The organism is Microbacterium sp. MYb54 (genome assembly GCF_002979515.1).
Lineage (GTDB): Bacteria > Actinomycetota > Actinomycetes > Actinomycetales > Microbacteriaceae > Microbacterium.
The window spans coordinates 1-20,328 of sequence record NZ_PCPA01000010.1 but is presented as its reverse complement, the minus strand read 5'-3'; the positions used below and the strand labels follow the sequence as shown (position 1 = coordinate 20,328).

Annotated in this window: 19 protein-coding genes and 1 riboswitch; of the genes, 8 read left to right on the top strand and 11 right to left on the bottom strand. The window is 67.7% G+C overall.

Annotated elements, in window-relative coordinates; all coding sequences use genetic code 11:
• The first annotated feature begins 42 nt into the window (after positions 1–42).
• Together CQ040_RS12090 and CQ040_RS12085 are read left to right on the top strand one after the other, a co-directional pair.
• Positions 43–744 carry a GntR family transcriptional regulator gene (locus CQ040_RS12090; protein WP_105526514.1) on the top strand — a complete coding sequence of 234 codons (702 nt, stop codon included), beginning with the start codon at positions 43–45 and terminating at the stop codon, positions 742–744.
• A 41-nt stretch (positions 745–785) separates the two neighbouring features.
• Positions 786–1,472, top strand: coding sequence for a GntR family transcriptional regulator (locus CQ040_RS12085; RefSeq protein WP_181156729.1), 687 nt, complete (start codon positions 786–788; stop codon positions 1,470–1,472).
• A gap of 213 nt (positions 1,473–1,685) precedes the next feature.
• Here the strand turns inward: CQ040_RS12085 and CQ040_RS12080 are convergent, their stop codons facing one another.
• Complete coding sequence (locus tag CQ040_RS12080) at positions 1,686–2,654, bottom strand: GNAT family N-acetyltransferase (protein ID WP_105526512.1); 969 nt, start codon at positions 2,652–2,654, stop codon at positions 1,686–1,688.
• A gap of 147 nt (positions 2,655–2,801) precedes the next feature.
• Here CQ040_RS12080 and CQ040_RS12075 point away from each other — a divergent pair, with 147 nt between their 5' ends.
• Entirely contained in the window at positions 2,802–3,434 is a 633-nt protein-coding gene (locus CQ040_RS12075) for a hypothetical protein (protein ID WP_146113874.1), read from the top strand.
• 38 nt (positions 3,435–3,472) lie between these two features.
• Here CQ040_RS12075 and CQ040_RS12070 read toward each other — a convergent pair whose 3' ends face one another.
• The 3 genes from CQ040_RS12070 to CQ040_RS12060 form a co-directional block, all read right to left on the bottom strand.
• Entirely contained in the window at positions 3,473–3,772 is a 300-nt protein-coding gene (locus CQ040_RS12070) for a hypothetical protein (RefSeq protein WP_105526510.1), read from the bottom strand.
• On the bottom strand, positions 3,769–4,035 hold the full coding sequence (locus CQ040_RS12065; RefSeq protein WP_105526509.1) for a hypothetical protein: 267 nt from the start codon (positions 4,033–4,035) through the stop codon (positions 3,769–3,771). Before CQ040_RS12065 ends, CQ040_RS12070 begins: the two co-directional genes overlap by 4 nt.
• Before the next feature lie 324 nt (positions 4,036–4,359).
• On the bottom strand, positions 4,360–4,953 hold the full coding sequence (locus CQ040_RS12060; RefSeq protein WP_105526508.1) for an isochorismatase family protein: 594 nt from the start codon (positions 4,951–4,953) through the stop codon (positions 4,360–4,362).
• Positions 4,954–5,077: 124 nt separating this feature from the next.
• Between CQ040_RS12060 and CQ040_RS12055 the strand changes: the two genes are divergently transcribed.
• Entirely contained in the window at positions 5,078–6,031 is a 954-nt protein-coding gene (locus tag CQ040_RS12055; protein ID WP_105526507.1) for a GlxA family transcriptional regulator, read from the top strand.
• Positions 6,032–6,258: 227 nt separating this feature from the next.
• On the top strand, positions 6,259–12,213 hold the full coding sequence (locus tag CQ040_RS12050; RefSeq protein ID WP_146113873.1) for a DUF5979 domain-containing protein: 5,955 nt from the start codon (positions 6,259–6,261) through the stop codon (positions 12,211–12,213).
• A 9-nt stretch (positions 12,214–12,222) separates the two neighbouring features.
• Here the strand turns inward: CQ040_RS12050 and CQ040_RS12045 are convergent, their stop codons facing one another.
• From CQ040_RS12045 to CQ040_RS12030, 4 genes are all read right to left on the bottom strand, one after another.
• Positions 12,223–12,774: a TlpA family protein disulfide reductase gene (locus CQ040_RS12045; RefSeq protein WP_105526505.1), complete on the bottom strand. Its 552-nt coding sequence runs from the start codon at positions 12,772–12,774 to the stop codon at positions 12,223–12,225.
• Positions 12,767–13,798, bottom strand: a complete 1,032-nt coding sequence (gap, locus tag CQ040_RS12040; protein ID WP_105526504.1) for a type I glyceraldehyde-3-phosphate dehydrogenase — start codon at positions 13,796–13,798, stop codon at positions 12,767–12,769. The genes CQ040_RS12045 and gap overlap by 8 nt, the downstream gene beginning before the upstream one ends.
• Before the next feature lie 114 nt (positions 13,799–13,912).
• On the bottom strand, positions 13,913–15,064 hold the full coding sequence (locus tag CQ040_RS12035) for a calcium:proton antiporter (protein WP_105526503.1): 1,152 nt from the start codon (positions 15,062–15,064) through the stop codon (positions 13,913–13,915).
• A gap of 141 nt (positions 15,065–15,205) precedes the next feature.
• Complete coding sequence (locus tag CQ040_RS12030) at positions 15,206–15,490, bottom strand: hypothetical protein (RefSeq protein ID WP_105526502.1); 285 nt, start codon at positions 15,488–15,490, stop codon at positions 15,206–15,208.
• Between the two features lie 139 nt (positions 15,491–15,629).
• Positions 15,630–15,694, top strand: a riboswitch (guanidine-III (ykkC-III) riboswitch).
• A gap of 179 nt (positions 15,695–15,873) precedes the next feature.
• Between CQ040_RS12030 and CQ040_RS12025 the strand changes: the two genes are divergently transcribed.
• From CQ040_RS12025 to CQ040_RS21020, 3 genes are all read left to right on the top strand, one after another.
• Positions 15,874–17,580: a ubiquinol-cytochrome c reductase cytochrome b subunit gene (locus CQ040_RS12025; protein WP_105526501.1), complete on the top strand. Its 1,707-nt coding sequence runs from the start codon at positions 15,874–15,876 to the stop codon at positions 17,578–17,580.
• Positions 17,558–18,145: a hypothetical protein gene (locus CQ040_RS12020; protein WP_105526500.1), complete on the top strand. Its 588-nt coding sequence runs from the start codon at positions 17,558–17,560 to the stop codon at positions 18,143–18,145. Before CQ040_RS12025 ends, CQ040_RS12020 begins: the two co-directional genes overlap by 23 nt.
• Before the next feature lie 87 nt (positions 18,146–18,232).
• A complete protein-coding gene (locus tag CQ040_RS21020; protein WP_258131296.1) occupies positions 18,233–18,367 on the top strand; it encodes a hypothetical protein in 135 nt (44 codons plus the stop codon).
• Positions 18,368–18,422: 55 nt separating this feature from the next.
• On the opposite strand, the gene CQ040_RS12015 is transcribed toward CQ040_RS21020, so the two are convergent.
• The 3 genes from CQ040_RS12015 to CQ040_RS12005 all read right to left on the bottom strand — a co-directional run.
• A complete protein-coding gene (locus CQ040_RS12015; protein WP_105526499.1) occupies positions 18,423–19,403 on the bottom strand; it encodes an SRPBCC domain-containing protein in 981 nt (326 codons plus the stop codon).
• Complete coding sequence (locus tag CQ040_RS12010; protein WP_105526498.1) at positions 19,400–19,645, bottom strand: hypothetical protein; 246 nt, start codon at positions 19,643–19,645, stop codon at positions 19,400–19,402. The genes CQ040_RS12015 and CQ040_RS12010 overlap by 4 nt, the downstream gene beginning before the upstream one ends.
• A 68-nt stretch (positions 19,646–19,713) precedes the next feature.
• A partial coding sequence (locus CQ040_RS12005; protein ID WP_219844764.1) for a hypothetical protein occupies positions 19,714–20,328 on the bottom strand: 615 nt, incomplete at its 5' end.

Below are 20,328 nucleotides of genomic sequence, written 5' to 3'. Positions count from 1 at the left end.
AGAACCGAGACAAACGAAAGGCCGCTGGCTAGTCTGGCCGTTATGACGGACGAGCCGAAACCTTCGACGAAGGCCCGTCCGCGCACGTTGATCCGTGATCAGGTCTATGCCCGCCTGGCGCAGGAGATCGTGACGGGGCGTCTGGCGCCGCTCGAGGAGATCCGCGATCAGGATCTTCAGGCCGAGTACGGAGTCTCCCGCACACCGATCAGGGAGGCGCTCATCCGGCTCGCCGATGTGGGCCTGGTGGAGATGAGCTCGAACCGCTTCACTCGGGTGGCTCCCATCGATCTGCAGGCGCAGGCGGATCGAGCCGAGGCCGCCGGGGCGCTGGTCGCGTATGCGGCGGCGAAGGTGGTTCCGAACCTGACCGACGACCAGCTGGCTTCTCTCGACGCCAGAGTGCAGGCGATCCTGGACTCCGACCTCACCCGCGGCGGGATGCCCGATGGGCTGCGGCTCTGGTTCGCTTTGTGGGTCGGGGTGATCGAGCTGGCCGACAACGCGGTCGTCACCGAGATCCTCGATCGCAATCTCGTCCTGCACCTGAGCCGCTCGGTTCAGGATCGGCCGCTACCGCAGTGGCTCGGAGACCAGCAGCGCGCACTCGTCGAGCCGCTTCGGAGCGCACTCCGAGCCCGAGACGGCGATGCGGCGCGCGACGCGGTCTTCGAGATCTTCCGCATCACCACCGTCGAGCGGTTGCGTGCGGCGCTCACCGGCGAATGGCGGCTCCCCGAGTGAGTAGCGCCGATTCGGATCCGCGCGCGGGCGTTTCCTCGTTCATGTCGGTCGAGATCCTGGATCTCGTCGACCGGAAGGAGCTGGCCGCTCCCCGACCCGTCCCGACGCGACTGGAATCCGTGGTGGAGGCGCTGACCACGAAGATGGAGATCGGCGACCTGCCGCCGGGCGCGGCGCTGAAGGTCTCGAAGCTCTCGAAGGAGCTCGATGTCGCCCCGAACACCGTGCGCGAGGCGATCTCGATCCTGACGGCGCAGCATCTGGTCGAGGCGCATGCGCACAAGTCGTCGGTCGTGGCGACCCCGACGGATGCGTGGCTCGCGGCCATCGTGGCGGAGTGCGCGGGGCTGTCCACTCTGGCGGCGACCCTGGGCATCGCGCGCGCAACCCCGAACGAGCGCCGGGAGTTCCGCGTGGCGGCAGAGCACGCGATCACGGCCTGGCGCGCGCCGCTCGTCGACCACCGCGTCGCCTCCGGGTTGACCTGGAACCTCTTCCAGCAGCTCGCCTCCTTCTCGCGGAATCAGTATCTAGAGGCGATGCACGCCGCCAAGCGCCCCGCCCTCGTGCTCGGATTCACGCACCTCGGGCGTGAGCGCAATGCAGCGATGGTGAGCAATGCGATCGCGGAGCTTCTCGAAGCGGTCGACGACGAAGCGGCTCATGAGGGGGCAGAGATCGTCGGCGACCTCTACGTGTACGTGCTCGACGACCTCACGCCGGACTGAGTGCGCACTGATATTTCACCGCGACGGCCGGGGAGTGGATACCGTTTGATCGTCGCCTTCTGATGGCGACAGCACAGCACTCCCGACGGTCCCCACCGTCACAGCGATCGTCCCCAAGATCGCGCCTCGACGGGTGCTGCGCTTCGTTCGTTGGCCGCCGTCCCCACGGCGGCCGGCGGACGCCCAATCCCGCTCTCGAATGCGCGACGGATGTCAGCCCAGCGGGCCCTCGAGCACGGTGAGCACGTCTGCCTCCTCGAACCCGATCGAGCTGTTGAGTGCGAGCATCGGCTCGTTCGTCAGTTCCGTGGAGGTCTGCAGAAACAGCGAGCCGGCGCTCTCCGGGACGCTCGCGAGTCGGCGGAGGTTGGCGATCTTCAGCGCGCGGCCGATGCCGCGACCACGAACGCGCTCCTCGACGAAGGTGTCGTCCTGAAGCACGATCGTCGGATCCGGCCGCGAGAGCAGGATCTCGGTGTAGCCCACGGCTTCCCCGTCGAGGCGCGCCACGCTCCGCACCAGGGCATACCCCTGTTCGGACATGCGCTCCTCGTTCCGGCGCACGGCCGCGACATCGGCGGGCAGGGTGGTGCGGGTCAGGTCGCCCATCGGCACGTCGTGGGACATGTGAGTGCGAAGCCGGGCCCACCCTTCGAGCAGTTCATCGGGACACCCGCCCACCCACGAGAGAACCTCGACATCGGACGGAGCACCGGGGAGTCCGTCGAACGCGTCCTCAGACAGAGGGAGATCGATCACCTGCCGGCTCTCGCGAACGCCGACCCACAAACCCTCGGAACGCGCGAAAGCGACTCCGACATCGGAGTACGTCTCGGTGCGCATCAGCGTCGCGGTATCGCGAAGCGCGTCCCGGACGGCGTGGAGCAGCGTACGGGCGACCCCGCTGCGGCGGAAGGCGTCGAGGACGGCGATCTCGACGTCGGCCGGCTCGCCGGGATGCACGTGCGCTTCGGCTGCGCCGACCGGAACCCCGTCGATCTCTGCGAGCAGCAGCACCGAGCGGCGGGTCGGATGCGGGTTCTGGAACTGCAGGCGCGTCGCAGCGTCGCTGCGAGACCACACCTTCTGACGCCCGACCGCGTAGCCGTCGCGCAGGGTGCTGTTCCACTGGAGCAGATGAGCGGTGTTTCGCGGATCGACGTCCGTGACGTGGATATTCACCGGAGATCACGACGCTTTCGGTGTTCGAGGACGGACGAGGGCATGACCCAGGGTGCCATGCCGCCGAGCCGTCATCCCTTCCCTTGACGCCTCGGGTGTCTGAGAAGGTGGATGCAGGACCTACCCCTGAGCATGAAGCGGTGAGTGATGAGTGGACCTGATTCCCCGGTGATCGCGATCGAAGGCGCATCGTCGCGGTGGTCGCCGTGGTGGCTGGCATCGGGAGCGCTGTTCATCGTCTCGGCGCTGCTGGTCGCGTTCCGCAGCCTTCCCGGCTCTCTCGTCGTGGACGTTCTCGTCGTGATCTCGACCACGGCGACCGTGGCCTTCAGCCTCGCGCTCGTTGCAGCCGGTGTCGGTGCCGCGCGCCGCGACGGTACTGTTCAGCTGCCGAACGCCGCGATCGTCTCGCTCTTCCTCCTCGCGGCTTGGCTCCCCGTGGGGCCGCCGGTGCTGGCAGCTTCATTCGACTTCACCTCGGCGGCGCCGCTCTATGTGAACGCCCTCGTCAAGCTGGGGTTGAGCGGTGCGATCGTCGCCGGGGTGCTGCGCAGTCCGTTGGTGAAGCCCTGGCGGTTCGTTCCCGCGATCGCGCTCGCCGCGGTGGTGCTGGGGTCTCTGATGGAGGTCGCCATCATGTCGGGCGGCGTGTCCGACCAGAACGCGATGATCCTGGTCGTCAACGTGATGATCCTGACGCGCATCCTGGCAACGGGCGCGTTGGGTGCCGTCGCGCTACGGGCTGCCCGCTCACGTTCCGGGTCGGTGGTCGTGCTGTAGGGGTGACCCTCGTCCTAGACCCTGCTGCTCACCCTGCGTCATGCGACGGTGACGTAGCCGCTCGAAGAATCGTCTTCGACGAGGGCATACATGAGGACGCCGTCGGAGTGGGGTCGAGTCTGCCGCCACACTCGCTCGTGTCCACCGGTGGCGTAGTCGAGCACGATCCATTCGGGCGCCCGCGGATCACGACGCCCGATGACGTACGAGGTGCTGCCGAGTCCGACCGAGCTGAGCTGCGCGACGAACTGGTCGGCACCCAGCGGGGCCGTCGGCAAGCTGCAGAGCTCGGAAGAGCGGATGTGCAGGGTCAGTTCCGCCTCGGCCCTCCTCTTCATGCCGACCTCCCGGCGCGCGCGCCCAGCTCGCTGGTGTCACGGAGGCCGTGCGCGTCGAGGTAGGCGCGGATCACATCGTGGACGATACGGATCTGGGCCTCGTTCCCCATGGCGGCCTGCATGGCACCCATCGTGGGTACCGGTTTGCCGTTCACGCGGTCGAGTGCCTCCCAGACGATGTCCTCACGTGAGCCACGGCCCATCGAGTGCGGCATCGAGCTGAACACCGGATTCTGCTTCCAACCGGTTCGGGTCTCCTCCATCAGCGGTTCCTCTCCTCTGTTTCCGGGCGCAGTCGGATGCGGGTGCACCAGATCATGCGTGGTGGGCGCGCAAAACACCCCTGGGGCGAAGTGCCCCCGATGGGCGGCGCGCGATCCGCCGACCGGACGCCTTCCCTGAGAGCTGTCGGATGTCGACGTGAGGAAGGTCGATTCGGTCTTTCGGTTCCCTACGACCGTACCACGTTATTTTGAGTCATTCAAAATAAAGATCGCCGCTGGGTGCGGAAAAGGCCCGGCTCTCAGGGAACCGGGCCTTCGTCGCGAGCGTGTCAGTCCGTCGCGTGGGGAGTCGTTCCAGGATCGTCAGGAGAGGTCGGCAGCAGTCGGAACCACGGTCGCGTAGAGGTCGGCGATGCCGGCGAGAGCTGCGCGGTGGAGCTGCGCGGCCGACACGTCGCCGACGACCGAGGGGAGACTCCGTGTCGCGGTGGCGGCAGCGACGACAGTCGGACGGTTTCCCCGAAGGAAGGCGCCCTCGGTCGTGTAATTGACGCACATGTGTGTCATGAATCCGGCGATGACGACGTCTTCGTGGCCGGCTGCGTCGATGAGATCCCCCAGCTCGGTGCCGACGAAGGAGTTCGGAGCGGTCTTCACGACGACCGCTTCGTCATCGTTCGGAGCGACGCGCTCGTGGATCGCGCCGATGTCGTCGCGGATGTCGTATGCCGAACCGACGCCGCCATCGTGCTGCACGTGGATCACGGTCGCACCCGCGCGGCGCGCCTTCGCGAGAAGGTCGGCGGCGGCATCGAGTGCCGCGTCCCATCCCTCGAGCTCCATCTCGCCGCGGGTGTAGGTGTTCTGGAAGTCGATGAGCACGACGGTCGAGGTCGCGAGTGCGGCGGGGCTGTCGACGATGCCGCTCAGTGTGCGGAGTGTGGCTGACGTGGTCATGGCGGGTGTCCTCTCTCAGGGGTCGTCTGTAGTCTGGTTGACCCGAACCGCTCTGAACAGCCGGATTCGGGTCAGGCGTCGCCATGATCGGCTCGTCCACATCGCACGGGAGGAAGGAACACGCATGGGCGCTCCCCGCGTGACCGTGATCGCCGTGGACGGCATCAGCCCGTTCCACCTCTCCGTCCCGTCCCTCGTGTGGGGTGGCGAGACTCCCGTCGGGGAGATCGATCCGTGGCCGATCCGGGTCGCGGCCCTGCGGGCGGGCACGCTCCGTACCTCTGCCGACTTCGACATCGACGTGCGACACGGGCTCGAAGCCGTGCGCGGTGCCGACGTCGTCGTGGTGCCGTGGTGGGGTGAGCCCGACCGCGCGGCGCCGGACGAGCTGTCGCTCGCGCTGCGCGATGCGCGCGACGACGGCGCCGAGCTGGTCGGGCTGTGCCTGGGCGCATTCCCTCTCGCCGACAGCGGAGTGTTGGACGGGCGAACCGCGACCACGCACTGGAAGTGGGCCGACGTGTTCCGGGAGCGGTTCCCCCGCATCTCACTGGAACCCGACGAGCTCTACATCGACGAGGGGGCGATCATCACGGGTGCCGGAGCCACCGCCGGCATCGACGCCTGCCTCCACCTCCTCGCCCGGAGAGAGGGGCAGCACGTCGCGAACCGCATCGCACGGAGGATCGTCGCACCGCCGCACCGGGCCGGCGGGCAGGCGCAGTTCATCGAGAGGCCGATCCCGGAGGCCGGTGGCGACCCGATCGACGAGGCGATGCGGTGGAGTGCGGCGAACCTCGAGGCTGATCTGTCGATCGACGTGCTCGCCGCCCGCGCACATCTCAGTCGCAGCTCGTTCACTCGGGCTTTCCGCGTCCGCACAGGGTCGACGGTCGCGAAGTGGGTGCTCGCCCAGCGACTCGCGGCGGCGCGCGAGTTGCTCGAAGCCACCTCGCTCCCGGTGGATGCAGTGGCATCGACGACGGGGTTCGGAGGGGCGGCTCTCTTCCGCCAGCACTTCGGCCGCGCATTCGGTGCGACGCCGAGCCAGTATCGATCGGCGTTCCGAGCTTCCTGACCAGAGGCGCGTGTGACGATCACCGCTGTGGCTCCGAACTTCTCACCCCGGGTGGGTGAGGCCGGAGGCCACCCCCTAGAGCGGCACGGTCTCCCGCTCCTATACTCCACAGAACATGAACACGTGGTCTCCGGCCCGGCCTCACCACTGATCCATCGAGACGGCGTCGGCGGCCAGCACTCCTTCGTTGCCCCTGCGGGCTTCCCCACGAAACGAGCACCATGTCGATGACGTCACGGCCCACCGAGAACCGGTTGCGCAAGTTCCTCCTCTCCCTCGTCGCGGTGTTCGCCCTCGTCGGCGCCGGCCTCGTCGTGCCCCTCGCGGCACAGGCGGCAGAGTCCTCGCTCCGCATCGACAAGCGCGTCGATGGGCTGGACACGCAGGACACTCTCGGGCCGGGCGACGAGTTCACCTACACGGTCGACCTGGTCTGCGACGACGTCGACTGTCTCAACGTCGTACTCACCGATACGCTCCCGGCCGAGTTCGCGGGATTCGAGTTCGTCGGCTCCTCGTACACTCCCTCCGACCTGCCGCTCACCGTCACCTCGGAGGGATGCGTGGAAGAGGGTGGCGTACCGGTCGAGGTCACGGACGACTGCACGTTCCAGGTCGTCTTCCAGCAGCCGGTGGATGGCGGGATAGGCCTCGAGGCGGGTGGAACGCTGAAGTTGAGCCTCGTGCTCCGGGTCCCCCTCGATCTGCCGGCGGATTGGCAGTACAACGGCGACACCGTCACGAACACGGCGGCGGCGGACTGGGACAACGGCCCTGGCGATCTGCCGGCGACGATCACGGACACGGCCGACGCGGTCGTCACGGTCGACACCGTGATCGGGGTCGAGGCCAGCAAGAGCTGGACACCGGCTTCGCAGCAGTTCGATCCGGGAGAGAGCTCGGAGATCACGATCGGCGCGCAGAACCAGTCGAACATCGGTGCCGACACGCTCGCGATCCAGGAGCCGACCACGGCGGTCGACGGGGCGACGACTCTGTCCGCAGACAACCCGTTCCGCATCGTCGACTTCCAGGGATTCGGGGCCACCACCCTGCCGCCGGCTGCGACCGCGGTGCAGGTCGACGCCTATGTGTACGACGAGGGGACAGGCACGTGGAGCTGGCAGTCGGGAACGCCGGGTGCGGCCCCGGCGCTTCCCGCAGGCGTCGATCCGGCGGATGTCGGCGGCGTCCGCCTGACGTACTCCGGTGGCACGATCGCGTCCGATTCCGCTGCCTCGACGGCGTTCTCCGTGGGCCAGCGGTCGACGGATCGCAACGACGGGAGCACGCTCGCCACCGGCGACACCGTGACCAACAGCATCACCTCCACCGTGAACGCCCCCGGCGGCGCGACGGCGAACGACGACGCCACCGCGCCGTATGAGATCGGACCCCTGACGGTCGATGTGCTCGCGGGAAAGACGATCACCCCCGCCGAACTCGCAGCCGGTGGTGAGGCGCTCGCAGAGCTCACCGCGACCAACACCTCGAACGGCCCGGTGGAGAGTCTCACGATCTCCGACCTCGGCTTCTTCGACGCGGACATGGTCTTCGGCGGCTTCCTCTCCGGCATCGACTACCCCGCGGGAGCGACAGCGGCGACGATCACCTGGTACATCGACGGGGTCGCGCAGGCACCGGTCCCCTTCGCCGATTCCGCGTCTCCGACCCCGCCGCCGGGGACCGTCACCGGTTTCGTGATCGAGTTCACCGGAGACATGCCGGCGAACACCGCGGCGACGATCGACGTCGCGATCGAACCCGCACTCTCGCTGGTCAGCACCGAGGTGCCGACGCATCAGCGCACGAACACGATCGACGTGACGGCCACGAACGATGTGGGAACGGCCGATGACTCCGCCGCCGACGACATCGCCGTCTACTTCCCGCAGATCGGCGTCGCCCTCGACAAGCAGATCACCCCCGGCGGGGCGGTGGAACCGGGCAACAGCGTCGTCGCGAGCCTGACCGCCACGACCGAGACGGGTGTCGCGCAGGTCGACCCGACCCAGATCGTCGTCGAGGACACCTGGCGTGATGATCAGGTCGACGACTTCTGGAACGCGTTCGACATCGTGGCGATCGCCCCGACCCAGGTCCCCCCGAACACCACGGCGACCGCCGAGTACCAGCGCGCCGACGGCACCTGGGTCACGCTTGCCACGGTCAGCACCGGTGCGACCGCAGAGACGTTCCAGATGAGCCGCGCCGAGTTCGCCGCTGCGCTGACGCCACCCGACGTGCCGTCCGATGTCACAGGCATCCGCTTCACCTTCGACAACCCTGACGGCTTCTCGCAGGGGTTCAGCGTCGAACCGAACCTCGTCTTCGAGGCGCGGACCGACCTTCGTGACGGCTCTGGGCCCACGGATTCACGTGACGATCCTGCCGACGAGCAGTCGGCGCAGCGACCTACCGTCTACGAGAACGAAGCCACGGCGCAGAGCCATGGGGAGGTCGACGGCCTCCCGGACGGCATCGACAGCGACGTCGTCACCGATCAGGACACGATCGGCGTGCAGACACCCGCGACAGGTGAAGGGGCGGGTGTCGACGCCAACAAGCGGTGGGTCGAGAACGGCGACAAGACCACTGATGTCGACTTCCTCGATGCGCAGTCCGGCGACATCGTCTCCACGCGCAATGAGTGGCGGACCGGGACCATCGGGATCAACACCCTCGTCCTCACTGACCCTGCCACCGCGCCCGACACCGATCCGGCAGGTGCGGCGACGACCGTCTTCCAGGCGTTCGATGTGCTGAGCATCGACCCCATCACGCTCGCCGACGATCCGCTGCTGGCCTGGGACGACATCACCGAGGTCTGGTTGTTCGTCGACGGTGCCTGGGCGCCCATCTCTCCGCCCGGCGGCTCCTGGATGGGCGCGGACGGCTTCATCGGCTACACGCTCACTCCGCAGCAGACCGCCGGTACGACCGGTGTGCGCCTCGTCTATGCGCCCGACGATGCCACGCGTGCCGCCAGCACCGACCCGACGAGGCCCGAACCCGGCTCCGGTCTCGCCACCTCGGCGGTTGGTCAGTATCGGCCGACCTTCCTCACCTGGGAGCTGCGCAACGTGGTGCGCGACGAGACGGCGACTGTCGACCGCTGGGTGAGCGCTGACCAGACCTTCAACGATCCCGACGCCGGGATCGTGTGGAACTCGCTCCGCGGAGACTGGACCTCGGCGGCGGGCAACGGCAGCGACACCGAGCAGGACAACATCACCCTGATCGATCAGCCGCCGCTCGTCTCGGTGGACAAGACCGTCACGCCCTCGACCGTGACGATCCCGGAGTCGGCCGACGTGGACCCCGCGAACTATCCGACGGTGACGTTCGACATCGCCGCGAGGAACGACAGCACCGCGCGCGCCTCGTACGTGCGGGTGACCGACCCGATCCCGTGCGCTGCCGGGGCGGCCGACCAGTGCGTGAGCGCGGCCGATGCCTGGGCCGACGACCCCTTCGATGGCGCCGACTACGACGCGGCGACCAACCCCTACGAGCGGCTCGACGTGCAGTCACTCGTCTTCACCTATCCCGCCGACCAGGTCGACCCCGCAGCCTCCACGGTGACGCTGTGGGACCGTGCGGCCGACGGCACCCTGAGCACGCGCACCCTGTCGATCACGGCAGCGGCCGCGCTCGCGTCGAGCGATCTGACGACCGTCGTCGGCGTGAGCGTGGTGTTCCACGGCATCGCTCCGGAGACCGAGGGCGGCAGCATCCGCGCCGGCGAAGACCTCGGTGTGCAGATCGAGACCCGCGTGCGGCAGTACGAGCGCTCGGATGCCGGCCAGCTCGTTGAGCCGGGCACCGTCGCCAACGACGTGATCGCGCAGTCGTACGACCCGGTCCTCACGCCGTCCGGTACCGCGTCGACGCCGAACGACACGGCCGTCGACACGGTCGTGCTGGTCAGTGCGCTCCTCGACGTGACTCTCGCGAAGACCATCGATCCGGATGCGATCCTCGAGACCGAGTTGGCGAATCCCGTCACCGTGACCCTCGACGCGACGGACGGAGCCTCGACCGCGGCCACGCAGCAGGTCACGATCACCGATGCGGATGCCGACTTCTGGAACGCGGTGCAGCTGGCGCCCGATCCGGCGTTGAGCGTCGTGCTCCCGGCAGGTGCCGATCAAGTGCGCATCGATGCGCGCGTGGGGACGAACTGGGTCGAGGGCGCGTACGCGGCGACCGCCGCCCTCCCCGCGGGAGTCGATCCGTCCGCCGTCGTCGGACTTCGGGCGGTGTTCCGTAACGCCGCGGGTGACGTGTTCTCCCGCAACGCGCCCCCGGACGACTGGACCGCCCAGCTGGCCTTCGACGTGGTCGTGCTGGCGACGCAGCGCGACGGCGCCCCGCTGGCGCTGCCCACCACGCTCCCGAACGCGGCCACCGCGGAGAGCGCGAGACTCGACGGGCTCTACGCTCCGGCCGATGATGAGGGCGATGCCGAACTGGCCATCGACCCCGGCACGCATCAACTCGACGTGGTGAAGTCCCAGCCGGGAACGAGCCATGTCGTCTCCATCGGTGCGAGCCTGCCGTGGACGCTGCAGTTCACGAACACGGGTACCGGGTTCGTCACGATCGATCAGCTCGTCGATCAGCTCCCGGAGTATCTCGACTGGGACTTCTCGCCGCCCACCTATCAGACCTCCGCAGGTGGAACGCTGTCCACCGACGTGTCGGCCCTGATCGACGGCACCGGCAAGAACGTGACGTTCACGTGGCCGGAGGGCGGTGACCGGATGTCTCCCGGCGAGGTCTTCACCATCACCGTGAACCTCGTGCTCGCGCCGGGACTCGCTCTCGACCAGTTCACGACCAACACGTTCGTCGTCACCACGGATGAAGAGCTCGACGCCTGCACGAACGCTTCTGGCAATGGAGAGGGTACGGTTCCCGACCTCGCTGCCGACCAGTGCGGCACGACGAACTACGTGCAGCCGTCGCCCGGCGGCGCGCTCGCGGCGTACAAGTACGTCAAGGGCGAGATCGACGGCGACCTGGTCGACGGCCAGCTGAACCTCAACAACCCCGATGCGGCGTGCCCGCTCGATCCTGACGGGTACACCCGCACCCCCTGCGCCGCCTACACCGCAGTCGGTGCGACGGATGACTGGCGACTCTCGGTCGTGAACGGCGGCACGGTCGGCTTCGAGACCGTGTCGCTCGTGGATCCCCTCCCGCGGATCGGCGACCGGCTGCTCGCGACCGGTGCGGCGCGCAACAGCACCTACGCGCCGGTGCTTCTGCCGAACTCGCTCTCGGCCAACGTTCTCCCCAGCGGTGCGACGCTCACGCTCGATGTCACGACATCCGCTTCGCCCTGCGTCGGGACGGGATCCACTTCCGCCTGGTTCGACGACCTGCTCTGCGACACCACGGCCACCTGGACGCCGGTCCTCTCCTACAGCGGAGCCTGGGAAGACGTCACCGGGATCCGCGTGACCATCGACTTCACCGGGACCGCCGCCGGCTCGTTCGCACCCGGTGAGGTCTTGTCTCTGCACTACGAGACGCAGAACGTGCCCGAGTCGGCCACGTATCCGGACCTCGCCCCGATCGCTGTTCCCGATGCGGGCGGGATCGCCTGGAACCAGATGGGTGCCGTGGGGACCGATGCCGGAGGCCGCGAGTACTCAGTCGCCCCCGTGCAGGCCGGAGTCATGCTGCTCGACGGCGACCTCGCTGTGCAGAAGGTCGTGGCGGGTGACACCGGTCGTGCGCCCGACGCGTTCGACTTCCAGCTCGACTGCACGGTGGCGGGCGTTCCGCTGGCGCTGCCGGCAGACGGGGTCATCAGCGTCTCGAACCAGAGCCAGTTGAAGGGACGCCTCGATGGGCTCCCACTGGGTTCGACCTGCGCGGTCGCCGAGACCGGCGCGGTCGGAGCGCACGGCGAAGCCTCCAGGCTCGGAGACGGTCAGATCGTCACGATCACGACGCCTTCGACCCCGGGTTCCGAGCCGCCGACGACCCAGACCGCATCGATCACGAACGTGTACCCGGTGCTGTCGCCCGATCCGACGCCGGATGGTGGCGGCGGACTCCCGACGACAGGTCTGGACGGCTCGTCCGTGTCGTTGCTCGCGGGGCTCGGTGCGCTCCTTCTGCTGGCGGGCGCGTTCCTCGTCCGCCGTCGGCGGGGTGTCCTGCGCTAGCACGGAGGCTCAGGTGCACACGCCGTCGATGCTGCACGACTCGCCGGCTTGCCCCGCCACACCTTCGGTCACCAGCGCGGAGGCCGTGGCGGGCTCGGCGAGGAGTCGCCCCAGGTACACACCGAGGGCGACCTCGTCGACCGTGCCGAAGGCGATCTGCCGCACGCGGCCTTCTCGATCGACGATCATCATCGACGGTGTACCGCGGAGTCCGTATCGCTGCATGGTCGCAGGGATGTCGTGACCTGCGACCGGACGATCGATCGCCACCGGGAACTCGATCCGGTACTCCGAGAGGAAGACCTCGAGAGCCTCGCGTCCCATCACGGCATGATGCTCGAAGACCGTGTGCAGCCCGAGGACGACGAGCTCGCTGGGATCGAACATCCCGTGCAGGCGCTGCGCCAGGGGAAGTCCGTGACTCACACATCCGGGGCAGAGCATCTGGAACGCTTCGACGATCACCACCCGCCCACGGAGGGATTCGGGGCTGATCGGGGCGCTGTTCACCCACCCCGAGACGTCGAGCGCGAACGTATCGGCGTCGAGTAGCTCAGGCACCGGCGTTCTCCTCGCGAGAGGGCAGCCGCTCGGCGACGTATTCGGTGAGGTCTGCCAGACGGTTCGAGTAGCCCCACTCGTTGTCGTACCAGGCCGACACCTTCACCTGGTCGCCGATCACGCGGATCAGGCCCGCATCGAGGATCGAGGAGTGCGGATCGGCGACGATGTCCGATGACACGATCTCCTCCTCCGTGTAGCGCAGGATGCCTTTCAGCGGCCCCTCTGCGGCCTCCCGGTATGCGGCCTTCACCTCTTCGACGGTCACGGGCCGCGAGGCGGTGACGGTGAGGTCGGTGATGGAGCCGGTGAGCACCGGCACGCGCAGGGCGAAGCCGTCGAGCTTTCCCTCGAGTTCGGGGATGACCCTGCCGATGGCCTTGGCCGCTCCCGTGCTGGTCGGCACGATGTTGACCCCGGCCGCTCGAGCGCGGCGGAGGTCGGAGTGCGGACCGTCCTGCAGGTTCTGGTCGGCGGTGTACGCGTGCACCGTGGTCATCAGGCCGGCCTCGATCCCGAAGGCATCGTGGAACACCTTCGCGACCGGTGCCAGGCAGTTCGTTGTGCAGGAGGCGTTGGAGATGATGTGGTGCCGCTCGGGGTCGTACGTGTGCTCGTTCACGCCGAGGACGAACGTGCCGTCGTCTCCGGTCGCCGGCGCTGAGATGATGACCTTCCGAGCGCCGGCCTCGACGTGCTTCGCGGCGAGCTCAGCTTTGGTGAACAACCCGGTCGACTCGATCACGATGTCGACACCGAGGTCGGCCCACGGCAAGCGAAGGGGATCGCGTTCGGAGAACACGCGGATCGCCTGCCCGTTGACGAACAGGTGGGTTTCGTCGTGCTTCACCGGCCCCGGCAGGGTGCCGTTGGCTGCGTCGTACTTCAACAGGTGCGCAAGGGTGCGCGTGTCGGCGAGGTCGTTGACGGCGACCACCTCGAGATCCGAGTTCTTCGCGAGCAGGGCTCGGAAGTAGTTGCGCCCGATGCGTCCGAAGCCGTTGATGGCGATCTTCGTGGACATGATGCTCCCTCCTGTGCCGGGTTCCGGCAGCTGTGACTTTTGGCCTATGCCAAAAATATCACGGAGAGAGAAGAGGAGGGTCGGCGAGGCGTGCAACCTCTCGCCGACCCTCGATCAGCTGAAGAGCACCACCAGGTACACCGCGAACGTCACCAGGTGCGCCGCGCCGTGCATCGCGGTCACACGCTTCGCGGCGAATGTCGTCACCGACAGCAGCAGCGTGACGCCGAGCATCAGCAGGTTCGCCGGCGACTCCGCGAGCACGACGGTCTGGCCGGTGAACATACCGATTATCAGCACTGCAGGGATGGTCAGGCCGACGGTGGACACCAGAGCTCCGAGGCCGAGGTTGTTCACGCGCTGTGCTTCGCCGCCGAGAGCAGCACGCACTGCGGTGATCGATTCCGGCAGGAACACGATCCCCGCGATGAGCACGCCGGCGAGGGCGACCGGCGCTCCGAGGCGGCCCAACCCGTCGTCGAGCAGCGCAGCCATGTCGTGCGACAGCAGCACGATGGGGATGACGGTGATGACGAGCAGCGCGAGGCGGACGATGACCTCCTTGCGGTGCTCGGCCAGCACCTGGCGGATCCCGCCTGTGGCTTCCGCCTTCTCCTGATGCTGCGAGGTCTGGAGCAGGCGCGGGTCGACCTCGGTGAAGTCGCTCGCCTGCGCACCCATCTGCCGGTAGAGGAAGAAGGCGTAGAGCACGAGGGTGAGCACGATGATAGGGATCTCCTGCGCCGTCGTGTACGAGCCGTCGGTGCCGATCAGGGCGGGAAGGCCGAAAGCGAGCGCGACGAGCACGACCAGCATCGACAGGTACGCCGAGGTGCCGGTGCGGTTGTGGGCCATGCCGCGATGGCGGAGCCCGCCGAGAAGGAGGGCGAGGCCGATGACGAGGTTGAGGATGATCATCGAGACGGCCATGACCGAGTCACGGGCGATGGTCGCGTGCTCGCCCGGTCCGAGCATGACCGCGGAGATCAGGATGACTTCGATCAGCACGATCGACAGCGTCAGGACGAGCGAGCCGTACGGGTCGCCGAGCCGATGCGCGAGGGCCTCGGCCTGCTTCACGACGCCGAACGCGCAGACGAGGATCACCGCGATGATCGCCCCGAGCGCGATGATGAGGATGGGTACTGGCACAGGGGGCGCCAGCACCGGGTGGAGGAGGAGGAGTGCCGCGAAGGCGCCCCATCCCAGGACGACGCGGACGATATCCGTGACGCCGATCAACTGCCTAATCTCCGTGCGTGACATCGCCGGACTCCTTCGAGGTGGGGCCGTCCCCGAATGATAACCACGACCGGGTCGTCCCGGCCGCAGCGCTGTATCAGCGCACTGCATCTGATGGTACGCGGTCGGTCGTGGCGGGTGGCCTCGCGATCGACGGCGATGGGCTCACTCCCGAGCGGAGGCTTGGGAGAGTGCGTCGATGTAGCGCTCCACATCGCGGCGGAACGCCGATTCACGACGTCGACGGCGCTCGACGCACGCCCATTGCGCAGTAGCCCAGACGAGGAATCCCGCGGCGAGGACGAGCTCGAGCCAGATTCCCCGCACGCCGACGGAGAGCGCGGCGGCACTGACCATCGAGAACGAGGTGATGCACAGGACGAGGGTGGCGCGGGCGGCCCTGGGTTCGCGGGACACGATCCAGACCGGCCAGGCGGAAGGCTGATTCACGGGAGACTCCTGTCGGGGTCGTCCCCGGTCTGTCTCACCGTCAGAGGTCGTCCTCCGTCGTTGTTTCCTCCCCCAGGGTAGCAAACCGCGTGGACGTCGCGCCCCTTCGCGGGGCGGGCACGTTCTCTGATAGCTTGGCGGCAGGTTCGATCCTGAACCAGCGGACGAGGGCGCAGTACCCGCACAGCGACAAGACTGACCAGAAGGTCATTTCGTGTTGCCATGTGCGTGTGGAACCGCCTCGCATCCTCCCCGTCGTCCCTCCCGGACGTCTCCTCCCCGCGCGTCGCAGCAGCCCTCTCGTGCTGTCGTCCGGCCGCGGGCGGTCCTGCATGCGCAGCCTCAGAGCTCCCTGGCCAGCAACGACCGAAGAGGATCGCACCATGTCACGTGAGTCTCCGACTCTGGATCAGACGGCGCAGAAGAAGGCACCGCCCCTCGGCGGACGCTTCGTCGGCGCCGCCTCGAACTACATCGACGAGCGCACCAGCGTCTCCGGGCTCCTCAAGGAGTTGAGCCGCAAGGTCTTCCCCGACCACTGGTCGTTCATGCTCGGCGAGATCGCACTGTGGGCGTTCGTGGTGGTGTTCATCTCGGGCACCTTCCTGACCTTCTTCTTCCAGGCCTCGATGGTGCCGACCCACTACACGGGCGCATATGCGCCGATGCGCGGGATGGAGATGACCGCCGCCTTCGACTCGGCCCTGCGCATCTCGTTCGACATCCGCGGCGGGCTCCTGGTGCGACAGATCCACCACTGGGCCGCGCTCGTCTTCGTGGCAGGGATCGGTCTCCACATGCTGCGCGTGTTCTTCACGGGCTCGTTCCGCAAGCCGCGAGAGCTCAACTGGGTGATCGGGTTCGTGCTGTTCGTCCTGGCGATGGCTGAGGGCTTCACCGGCTACTCACTGCCCGACGACCTGCTCTCCGGCAACGGCCTCCGCATCATCGACGGCATGATCAAGGGTCTCCCCCTCATCGGCACCTGGACCTCGTTCATGCTCTTCGGCGGAGAGTTCCCGGGGACCGACATCATCGGACGCCTCTACACGCTGCACATCCTCATCCTTCCGATGCTGGTGATCGCGCTGATCGTCGTGCACCTGATGCTCATGATCATCAACAAGCACACCCAGTTCGCCGGCCCCGGCCGCACCAACGACAACGTCGTCGGCTACCCGATGATGCCGGTCTACGCGGCGAAGATGGGCGGCTTCTTCTTCATCGTCTTCGGGGTGATCGTGGTCCTCGGCACGTTCTTCCAGATCCTGCCGTTCTGGATCTACGGGCCGTACGACCCCTCGCCGATCTCGGCCGGCACGCAGCCGGACTGGTACATCGGCTTCGCCGACGGGGCACTCAGGCTCGCGCCACCGAACTGGGATGTCGTGATGTTCGATCGCACCTGGTCGTTCGGGATCATCGTCCCGGTCGTCGTGATGGGACTGTTCATCGTCACGGTCGCGATCTACCCCTTCCTCGAGGCGTGGGTCACGGGAGACAAGCGCGAGCACCACATCGCGGAGCGCCCGCGCAACTCGGCCACGCGCACCGCGATCGGCGTGGCGGGCATGATCTTCTACGCCGTCCTGTGGGCTGCGGCGTCGTCCGACCTCATCGCGACGCACTTCATGCTCACGATGGAGGGGGTCATCCATTCCCTGCAGGCACTGTTGCTCCTCGGGCCCATCAGCGGCTACTTCATCACGAAGCGCATCTGCATCGCGCTGCAGAAGAAGGACCGCGAGATCGTGCTGCACGGCTTCGAGTCGGGACGCATCGTGCGTCTGCCGGGCGGCGAGTTCGTGGAGGTGCACCAGCCGGTGGACGAGTACGACCGCTGGAAGCTCATCGACGTCGAGGGCTATGCGCCGCTCGTGGTGCGTCCGAATGCCAAGGGACGCATCCCGTGGACGGAGAACGTGCGCTCGGCCGTTTCGCGCTGGTTCTTCGAGGACCGCTTGATGCCGCTCACGCAGGCCGACATCGACGCGGTCGATGCCCATGGCGTGCACGCAGCGGATGAGGTCGAGACGGGAACGGCGGCCGATGCGGTGGGCAGCGGGAATGCCGACCACCGAGAGAGCTGATCGCTGGCGTCCGAGTGCGGCGTTCGGGCTCTGCGTCTCCGGCGTCGTGCTCGGGTTCTTCCTCGGGGGGTTCCAGGGCGCGTTCGGGGCCTTCGCCGTGGCCGTCGGGGTGATGTCCGTGCGTCGAGCGCGAGCGAAGCAGGCATCCATTCCGAAAGCGGCATGTACCTTCGTGGTGTTGAATCGGGGCGGGCTTCCGCTCGCGACGATGCTCTTCCGGTTGCCCGATGGCAGTGCAGAGGGGACGACGGATCATCTGCGTGAGCGCGGCTGGAGCACCCTCGAGCCGCCCCTGGACGGACCGCTCACTCCTGTCGGTCGGGTCGGCGTCGCATTCCAGGGGGATCGGATCCTGACGGTGCACGACCTTGTTGGCATCGACGCGCGACCGCTCCTCATCGCTGATCGGGTGACCGACCTCCCCTCGGACTGGGGTCGGGCGGCCCAGCGATCGGGCTACGTGCTCCTCCTCGTCGAGGAGGACGTGGACGCCCCGGGTACGGCGCCGACACTGGGGGCGTATGCGCTCCTGCAGGGCGTGGACCACGTCAGACCGTCGTATTAATTTCCCGGTCAGAAGCAAATTTGACTTCCCCTGGTTCCGGGCTATGGTCGGAGGTTACGCCAGCCACCGAAGGGGAAGCGAGTAACCATGTCCGGAAAGTCCATCCAGGGTCGCGACAGCAAGAAGACGCCGCAGCTCTCGCTCAAGGAGAAGCGAGCAGCGAAGCGGGAGAAGAACGCACCAGCCGAGTTCATCAAGCCGCGCAAGGGCGCGAAGGGCTGAGCGGACTCGATCGGGCGGGCGCATCTTCGCGTCGCGGGGATGTGCCCGCCGTCCCTCAACGGAAGACGCGGGTGATGCCGCTCTCGATCTGTGCGAGCTGGGTGAAGATGAGGAGGCGGTGGAGTGGCTTCAGGAGGGGGCGCACCACACGAAGCCCTCGACGGCGTCGTGTCGTATCCCAGGTGAGAGTCGCGCGGATTTGCATTCCGCCAGCGGCATGTTCGAGTTCGAAGTCGACCTCTCGTGGATTCGATCGCACGGCATCCGGGTACGAGAACCGCCAGCGAACGAGGGAGGGCTTCTCGCACTGCGACCGCTCGACGCGCTGCCGGCGGAACTCGCCTTTCACGCGCAGGGGTTTGCCGTCGGGGGTGGCGAGCGTCGACTCGGCGTCCCAAGGCCCGATCGCGCCATCGTCCGCGTGGATCATGGCCACCGCCGGATCCCATTCGGGAATGCGGGCGGCAGACGACAGCAGGGCCCAGACGTCTTCGAGTGACGCCGGGACGAAGAGGGAGCGCGTCCCGGACAGCGCATGCGTTTCGGGTGCCGTCGGGGGAGAGAGGCGGAGCTGCTGGACCTCGTCCAGCCGTGCGGCGAGAGTCGTGGGGTCGATGTCGAGTCGTCGCAGGATCTCGTCGATGAGCCCGCTCGGTTCGTCGATGAGCGTGCGCAGCACCGCCGCAGAGTCGCCGTTCCGGTCGCCGCTCGTCGCCTCCTTCAGGACGCTGAGGGCCCGTTCGGTCCATTCGTATCCCGAGGTCTCGTGGAACACGATGCGCCCGGGGCCGTCTGTGTCGGAGGCGATGCCGACGAGCTCGAGCTGAGCGGCGTGCTGTGCTGCGACGGCTGCGCGGGACGTGTCGAGGCCGGCGCCCATGCCGCGCAGGATCTGCCCGCCGGTACCCGGATCGATCGTCAGGGCGAGGAGCAGGTGATCTATGTCGGCGTCACGTACACCGAAGCGGGAGGCCTCCTCCATCGAGGCCAGCGACAGGGTGTGCATGGTGGCTGCGGCATGGGTGAACCTGCTCATGAGTTCCTCCTCGGGACATCGATGGTCGGGTCGATCCGCTTGGCATGCTTCTTGTGCACCGCCTGGCGGGTGACGCCCAGGGCATCGGCGATCGCCTGCCAGCTCATGCCGGACCGCAGAGCGGCTTCGACCTGGCGCAGTTCGAGGGTGTCGGCGAGCGTGCGCAGTGATGCCACGGCACGCAGCCCCGCTCGAGGATCGGTCGTATCCGCGGCGACCTGTGCGACATTGAGGGATTCCATGCTGTCAACCTACGTTGCTTAGCGAGGCCCTGTCAACCCGGGTTGCTAGCGGAGTGGGATCCGTCGGTTCACTCCCCCGCGCCCTCCTTGAACTGACGCTCCCAGTCGCGCAGTTCGGATCGCCCGATGAGCGAGTCCAGCGACACCTGGAACAGCAGCCCCTTGCGGGCATTGACCTGCTTGATGTTGTCGACGATCTGGGTGGTGACGGCTGCCAGCGCGTCCCGCACCTCACCGACCCGCTCATCCGGTGCGTCCCACAGGTCGGGGCGGGTCAGCAGATCGAGCAGGTAGTCAGGCTCCAGCGCCGCGACGAGTCGTGCCAGCTTGTCGGAGTACTCCGCCTCTGCGAGCACGCTCTGGTCTTCCCCCGCCTTCGCATCCAGCCGCACGAACAGCTGCTCCACGTGCGAGGCGAGTGCATCGATGCCCGCGGCCGTCTCGGCGGCGACGGGGTTGTTCGGCACGTTCGCGTAGTCGGCGCGCAGCTCGCGCAGGCGATTCACGCGCAGACGGATGCCGGCGGGCACCGGATCGGTCGCTGCGACGGCCTTCGGTGCACGGCGGCGCCGGGCGAGCAGACCGATCGCCGTGCCGCCGGCGGCGAGCAACACGATACCGCCGATCACGACGGGCAGCAGCCAGTCGACTCCCCCACCCGCTCCTCCGCCTCCGCCACCCCC

Excerpts from the sequence above, each read along its gene's own strand:
- CQ040_RS12060 (WP_105526508.1), bottom strand. The coding sequence starts at position 4,953 with ATGACCACGTCAGCCACACTCCGCACACTGAGCGGCATCGTCGACAGC.
- CQ040_RS12085 (WP_181156729.1), top strand. The coding sequence starts at position 786 with ATGTCGGTCGAGATCCTGGATCTCGTCGACCGGAAGGAGCTGGCCGCT.
- CQ040_RS12065 (WP_105526509.1), bottom strand. The coding sequence starts at position 4,035 with ATGGAGGAGACCCGAACCGGTTGGAAGCAGAATCCGGTGTTCAGCTCG.
- CQ040_RS12035 (WP_105526503.1), bottom strand. The coding sequence starts at position 15,064 with ATGTCACGCACGGAGATTAGGCAGTTGATCGGCGTCACGGATATCGTC.
- CQ040_RS12090 (WP_105526514.1), top strand. The coding sequence starts at position 43 with ATGACGGACGAGCCGAAACCTTCGACGAAGGCCCGTCCGCGCACGTTG.
- CQ040_RS12050 (WP_146113873.1), top strand. The coding sequence starts at position 6,259 with ATGACGTCACGGCCCACCGAGAACCGGTTGCGCAAGTTCCTCCTCTCC.
- CQ040_RS12070 (WP_105526510.1), bottom strand. The coding sequence starts at position 3,772 with ATGAAGAGGAGGGCCGAGGCGGAACTGACCCTGCACATCCGCTCTTCC.
- CQ040_RS12015 (WP_105526499.1), bottom strand. The coding sequence starts at position 19,403 with ATGAGCAGGTTCACCCATGCCGCAGCCACCATGCACACCCTGTCGCTG.
- CQ040_RS12025 (WP_105526501.1), top strand. The coding sequence starts at position 15,874 with ATGTCACGTGAGTCTCCGACTCTGGATCAGACGGCGCAGAAGAAGGCA.
- CQ040_RS12010 (WP_105526498.1), bottom strand. The coding sequence starts at position 19,645 with ATGGAATCCCTCAATGTCGCACAGGTCGCCGCGGATACGACCGATCCT.
- CQ040_RS12075 (WP_146113874.1), top strand. The coding sequence starts at position 2,802 with ATGAGTGGACCTGATTCCCCGGTGATCGCGATCGAAGGCGCATCGTCG.
- CQ040_RS12020 (WP_105526500.1), top strand. The coding sequence starts at position 17,558 with ATGCCGACCACCGAGAGAGCTGATCGCTGGCGTCCGAGTGCGGCGTTC.
- CQ040_RS21020 (WP_258131296.1), top strand. The coding sequence starts at position 18,233 with ATGTCCGGAAAGTCCATCCAGGGTCGCGACAGCAAGAAGACGCCGCAG.
- gap (WP_105526504.1), bottom strand. The coding sequence starts at position 13,798 with ATGTCCACGAAGATCGCCATCAACGGCTTCGGACGCATCGGGCGCAAC.
- CQ040_RS12055 (WP_105526507.1), top strand. The coding sequence starts at position 5,078 with ATGGGCGCTCCCCGCGTGACCGTGATCGCCGTGGACGGCATCAGCCCG.